This window comes from Hansschlegelia beijingensis, from assembly GCF_045505405.1.
GTDB lineage: Bacteria > Pseudomonadota > Alphaproteobacteria > Rhizobiales > Methylopilaceae > Methylopila > Methylopila beijingensis_A.
This window is the reverse complement of record NZ_JBJKEX010000222.1, coordinates 1-4,981: the sequence shown is the minus strand read 5'-3', so window position 1 is coordinate 4,981 and position 4,981 is coordinate 1. Positions and strand designations below refer to the sequence as shown.

Annotated in this window: 6 protein-coding genes and 1 pseudogene; 1 reads left to right on the top strand and 6 read right to left on the bottom strand. The window is 70.7% G+C overall.

Annotation, left to right across the window (positions count from 1 at the left end; genetic code table 11):
* Nucleotides 1-126: 126 nt before the first annotated feature.
* Genes ACIKT0_RS12830 through ACIKT0_RS12805 form a run of 6 tightly spaced genes read right to left on the bottom strand, consistent with a single transcriptional unit; the run spans nt 127 to nt 4,716 of the window.
* Nucleotides 127-663, bottom strand: a complete 537-nt coding sequence (locus ACIKT0_RS12830) for an SRPBCC family protein (protein ID WP_407105716.1) — start codon at nt 661-663, stop codon at nt 127-129.
* Nucleotides 664-689: 26 nt separating this feature from the next.
* Entirely contained in the window at nt 690-1,631 is a 942-nt protein-coding gene (locus ACIKT0_RS12825; RefSeq protein ID WP_407105715.1) for a YncE family protein, read from the bottom strand.
* Nucleotides 1,628-2,146, bottom strand: coding sequence for an SRPBCC family protein (locus ACIKT0_RS12820; protein WP_407105714.1), 519 nt, complete (start codon nt 2,144-2,146; stop codon nt 1,628-1,630). The genes ACIKT0_RS12825 and ACIKT0_RS12820 overlap by 4 nt, the downstream gene beginning before the upstream one ends.
* A gap of 16 nt (nt 2,147-2,162) precedes the next feature.
* Nucleotides 2,163-3,128: a VWA domain-containing protein gene (locus tag ACIKT0_RS12815; protein WP_407105713.1), complete on the bottom strand. Its 966-nt coding sequence runs from the start codon at nt 3,126-3,128 to the stop codon at nt 2,163-2,165.
* Nucleotides 3,125-3,685 (bottom strand): hypothetical protein, encoded by a 561-nt coding sequence (locus tag ACIKT0_RS12810; protein ID WP_407105712.1) that lies wholly within the window; start codon nt 3,683-3,685, stop codon nt 3,125-3,127. Before ACIKT0_RS12810 ends, ACIKT0_RS12815 begins: the two co-directional genes overlap by 4 nt.
* The gene (locus ACIKT0_RS12805; protein ID WP_407105711.1) at nt 3,682-4,716 is read right to left on the bottom strand and encodes a vWA domain-containing protein; all 1,035 of its coding nucleotides are present in this window, start codon (nt 4,714-4,716) and stop codon (nt 3,682-3,684) included. Before ACIKT0_RS12805 ends, ACIKT0_RS12810 begins: the two co-directional genes overlap by 4 nt.
* A 153-nt stretch (nt 4,717-4,869) precedes the next feature.
* On the opposite strand from ACIKT0_RS12805, the pseudogene ACIKT0_RS12800 reads away from it, so the two are divergent.
* Nucleotides 4,870-4,981: pseudogene (locus ACIKT0_RS12800) on the top strand (hypothetical protein); the annotation flags it as partial.

Below are 4,981 nucleotides of genomic sequence, written 5' to 3'. Positions count from 1 at the left end.
GGCAGGCCCGGCCCGCGCCCCGCAGCCCGCGTGCGGGACAAGAAGGAGCCCGCCCGGGCGGCGAAGCGCCCGGCGCGATAAGGTGAACGATCGGCTCCCGGAAGCTTCCGGGAGCCGGGTCACCGGTCAGAGGGCGGAGTTGAGCTTGTCCGTGGTCTGGTCGCGGAGCTTCACGGCCGCCGCCTCCGACCCGGTCAACACCTGGACCGAGATCATGTAGGGCCGGTTGCCGTCGAAGATCGTGGTCATCGCCGCGTGGCCGCCCTGCGGGCAGGTTCCGACGCTGGTGTACTGCACCCGCTGCTCCCCGATCCGCTTCGTGGCGTAGGAGCTGAAGGAGCAGCCCGAGGGCTTCATGGATTCCTCGGAGCCGTACTGGTAGCTCTTCAGCATCTTGTCCGGATCAGCGATCACCGCCTTGACGTAGTCCGGGCTGGTCTTGGCCTGGCCGACGCCGAGGACGCCGCGGCCGCCGCATGCTTCGCTCTCGCAGACGAAGGTGAGGCCTTCATCGGTCGCCGACTGCTTGCGCCAGCCCTCGCCGGGCTCGCCGATGGCGGCGCCGAGATCGAGCGGCGGAACATTCTCCAGGGATTGCGCCGAGGCCGTGCCCGCGATCACGCTCGCCATGATCGCGCTCGCGACGAGAACCGCGTTACGCATTGGTCTTCTTCTCCCGATTGTCTTTGTCATTGAGCGAGCGCCGCGAGGTAGCGCGGTCCCGCCGGGGTCTTGATGAGGCTCAAGGCCTTCATGGAGCCGAGGTCGACGACCGTGACGCTGTCGTCGAACCAGTTGGCGACAGCCGCCGACCGTCCATCCGCCGCGATCGTGACGCCCTCCGGGTACTTGCCGACCTTGACCCGGCCGAGCGGCGTGAGCTTCGCGGCGTCGAGCACCACCAGCGCCGCCTCTTCCTGCAGCGTGACCGCCACGCGCTCGCCGTCGTCCGTGACCGCGACCCCGTATGGCATGCGGCCGACCGGCGTGCGCGCGAGCTCCGTCAGCTTGAACGTGTCGATCACGGACAGATCGCCGCTCTGGACGTTGGCGACGAACAGCCGCGCGCCGTCCGGCGAGAGCCCGAGCGCGAAGGGCGCCCGGCCGACCTTCACCTGGCCGACGCGCCGCATCGCCTTGAGATCGACGACGCTGACGGCGTCGCCCTCGCGGTCGGCCGCGTAAGCCCGGCCCCGCTTGACGTCGAGGAGAAGCCCCGCGGGCGACTTGCCCACGGAGATCGTCCCGGTGGTCACGCCGGTCAGGGGGTCGATCCGGATGAGGCTCCCGTTGGTCCAGTCCGTGACGTAGAGCTCGCTGTCCGTGGCCGCGGCCCCGAACGGGCTGCCGGCCACGTTGAACCTCGCGGTCACGGTGCGGGTGACGGCGTCCAGCATGGTGACGCGGCCTCGGTCCGGATGCGTCACATAGAGCGTGCGCCCGTCGGGCCCGACGGCGATCGAGGCCGGAGCGTCGTCGACCTTCACGGACGCGCCCTCGAGGCCCGAGCGGCTCAGGAACGACACCTCCGCGCCCGCCTGCGAGACGGCCGCGAAGGCGGGCTCCTCCGCCCGCGCCCCGGACAGCCCGATCCCGAGGACGAACGCGGCCGCCGCGAGCGCCAGTCTCATCCGCCGGCTTCCAGCTTCTTCTTCAAGCCCTCGAGACCGTTCTTCAGGAAGGACGTCATGCCCTCCACGGCGGCGGCGTCGTCCTTGCCTTCCGGCGGCTCGTTGCCCGTGTCGGCGCGGTAGAAGCGGCCCTCCCAGGTGACCTCGGAGCCGCCGTCCTTCGGCGCGATCTTGATGGCGGCGCTGTAGGAGCTCACCGGCAGCGCGTCTCCGGCGTCGCCGGAAAGCCGGTAGTCGAGCTCCATCTGCTGGTCGTCGGCGACGTCGAGTCCCTCCTTGAACTCGCCGCCCTTCTTCAGCGTGACCGTGCGCTCCTGCCCGTCCGCCACGCTCTTCGCGACGTCCGGATGCCAGCTCTGGAGCGCCCCGAAATCCTTCACGACCGACCAGACCTTCGCCGGCTCGGCCTTGATCTCGATCTTCTCGGCGACCTTCTGCGGGGTCGGGCCATGCGCGAACGCAGGGATGATCGCGGCGAGCAGGAGGGCGGTCGCGAGCGGGGTGCGGATGTTCATCGGAAACAATTCTCCTTCAGGCGGTTTGGACGCGGCGGCCGCTTCTGCGGCGGGCCGCGAGCGGAGCGGCGTAGAGCGCGACCAGGATGGCGAGCGCCAGCCCCGCGGGAATGACGGCGAGACCGATCCGGACGGGCTTCGCGGTCGGTCGGGCGTTGGCGACGACCGCCTCCGCCAGAGCGCCGGGCGCGCCCATCCGGGCGTAGCCAAGCCCGGTGAGACGGGCGAGCTCCTGCAGATGCGGCTCGCGCACGGAGGTGAGGTGCTCCTCGCCCGCGGGCATTTCGCCGAACGGCGCGTTGCGCGCATTGTAGCCGGGCCGGGATTCGGCGTCGGTCGGCGGCGGGCCGATCCGCGACTCCTGAGGCACGTCGGACATTTCGAGGAAGCCGACCTCGCGGCCGAAATCGTCATACTTCGGGATCGGAGTCGGCTGGTCGCCTCCGACCCCGACCAGTAGGCCGCGCACCGCCGCCGGTCCGTCGTCGTAGCTCAGCGCAATGTCCGTCCGCAGCGGCGGCGCTTCCTGGCCGTCGGTGAAGAACAGCACGTCGGCGTCGACCGCGCGCCCCAGCCGGAGCGCCTCGAACACGCCCGAAGACACGCGACTGTCGCCCTCCCAGGCCATGCGCCAGGTGACGCCGCTCACCGCGCCGGCGAAGGCCGTGAAGTTCTCGCAGACGTCGAGCGGGGCGAGCAGCATGAACGAGCGCCGCTCGGTGAAGACGCCGAGGCCCATCTTGGTCCCGCACGGCAGGCGGGCGGCCGCGGCGGTCAGCCTTTCCTTCACGGCCTCCAGGCGGCTCCGCGGACGGCCCTCGAGCGTCTGGTCCCGCGCGTTCATGCTCATCGTGATGTCGATGAAGGCCACGAGGTTGTAGACGGGCCGTTCGGCCTGCGCGGTCGGCCCCCAGAGGGCTGCGAGAGCGAGCAGAAGCGCGACCGCCAGCGCCCAGAAGCGCAGATCGGGCCGGAAGCTCAAGGCAGCCCTCGCGGAAGGCCCGGCAGATCCGTCCAGAGTTTCTTCGGCTGCCCCTGGGCTTCTTCGTCCCCGCGCTCGAGCTCGGGGAAGTCCCGCACCAGCCGCATCGCGACGTCGAGATTGTAACGGGCGTCCCAAAGCTCCGGGTCCGCCAGCAGGGCCGACCTGTACGCCGTCTTCGCGAGACGAACCTCGGGGATCGCGGCGTCGATCTTGCTGGCCTCGACCTGCGCGATCGCGCGCTTCAGCCGGGCGTTGCCGAGGTCGTAGTAGAAGCGCGCCAGCAGCAGCCGGTCTCCCTGATCGGCGATGGGCTGCGCGTAGCCCTGCGCTTCATCGATCCGGTCGCGGATGAGCAGGTAGTAGCCACGGGCGAACAGCACGTCCGCCTTCGCCGCCGGCGGCGACGAGACGTCCCGATTGGCCAGCAGATCCCGGACGACGGCGCGGTCGTGAAGACGGCCATAAAGCGCCCATGCGGACCAGGCCACGCCGGCGAGCGCGGCGATGAGCGCCACGGGAAGAAGGGCGTTGCGGAGCCTGGCGACGAGCTTCATCGGGCCGGCTCCGGAACGCTCGGGTCGGACGGCGCGTCCTCAAGGCGTCGCTCGAGCAGCTTGGCGGCGAGCAGCAGGGCGAGCCCGAAGCTTGCGATCCCGTAGCACCAGGGCGCGAGGTCGCGCCGCGGCAGCTTCTGCCGATAGAGCGTCGGACGCTGTTCGAGACGGTCGATCTCCCGCATCGCGTCGGAGACGTCGCCGGCGCTCCGCGCCTCGAAGGCCCGGTAGGGCAGCCCGAGGCTCTTGAGGAAGATGTGCAGATGGCGCTCGGGATTGGAGAACGGGGAATCCTCCTCGCCGGCCGCCGGCGCGTCGTAGATGCCCTTGGAGCCCTCGGTTCGCAGGAACAGCCAGTAGAGGCTCGCGGGAGACTTGGCGGCGGCGTCCCGCAGCGCGTCCTGCACGCGCCGGTCGATCACCGCGGCGCCGTCCGAGACCAGCACGATCGCCCGCGAGCTCTCGCTCGAAGACGCGTCGAACATCGAGAAGGCCAGCAACAGGCCGCGGCCGACGTCGGTCTTGGCGAGGCCTGCCTGATCGATCGCCGCGATCGCGGCGCGGACAGCCTCATGCTCGTCCGTCATCGGGATGATCGGCATCGGCGAGGTGGAGAACGCCGCGACCGCCACGCGGTCGGCGGGCCGCCGCGAAGCGAAGTCCGTCAGCAGCCGGCGCGCCGCCGCCGATTTGGATTCCTCGCCGCCATCCGGGAGGCGATTGGCGAAGGTGGAGTCCATGCTGCTCGACCGGTCGATCAGCAGCGCCACATTGGCCCCGACGCCGCGGCGCTCCACGCTCTGCTCGCGCAGGTGGAGCCCGGCGAGACCGAGCGCGAGGCCCGCGATCGCGATGCAGCCTGCGCCCGCGAGAGTCGCGCCGAGCACGGCCGACAGCGGATCGTCGGGCGCGAGATCGTCGGACGGCGTGGCGGAAAGCCGTAGCGGGGACGCGAAGAAGGGCAGCGCCGCCAGCGGCGCCAGCAGGAGAGCCCAGGGGTGGTCCACCCCGAGGATGCCAAGCCAGGTCACGCGCCGCGCTCCGCCCGCGCGAGGTCGCGCGCGAGCCGGATCAGGGCGTCCGGCGCCGGCACGTCCCCCTGCTCACGGCCGAAGAAGGCGCGCCGGGACGCGGCGAAGAACGACCGGATCTCCTCCGCGCGGGACGCGAAGGCGGGGTGGTCGCGTAGGGCAATGGTGGTCTACGACCTGCCGCTCAACGAGGTGGTGTTCGACTTCTACGACCGGCTGAAGTCCATCTCGAAGGGCTACGCCTCGTTCGACTACGCTATCACGG

Coding starts and splice junctions, on each gene's coding strand:
- ACIKT0_RS12830 (WP_407105716.1), bottom strand. CDS start 663: ATGCGTAACGCGGTTCTCGTCGCGAGCGCGATCATGGCGAGCGTGATC.
- ACIKT0_RS12825 (WP_407105715.1), bottom strand. CDS start 1,631: ATGAGACTGGCGCTCGCGGCGGCCGCGTTCGTCCTCGGGATCGGGCTG.
- ACIKT0_RS12820 (WP_407105714.1), bottom strand. CDS start 2,146: ATGAACATCCGCACCCCGCTCGCGACCGCCCTCCTGCTCGCCGCGATC.
- ACIKT0_RS12810 (WP_407105712.1), bottom strand. CDS start 3,685: ATGAAGCTCGTCGCCAGGCTCCGCAACGCCCTTCTTCCCGTGGCGCTC.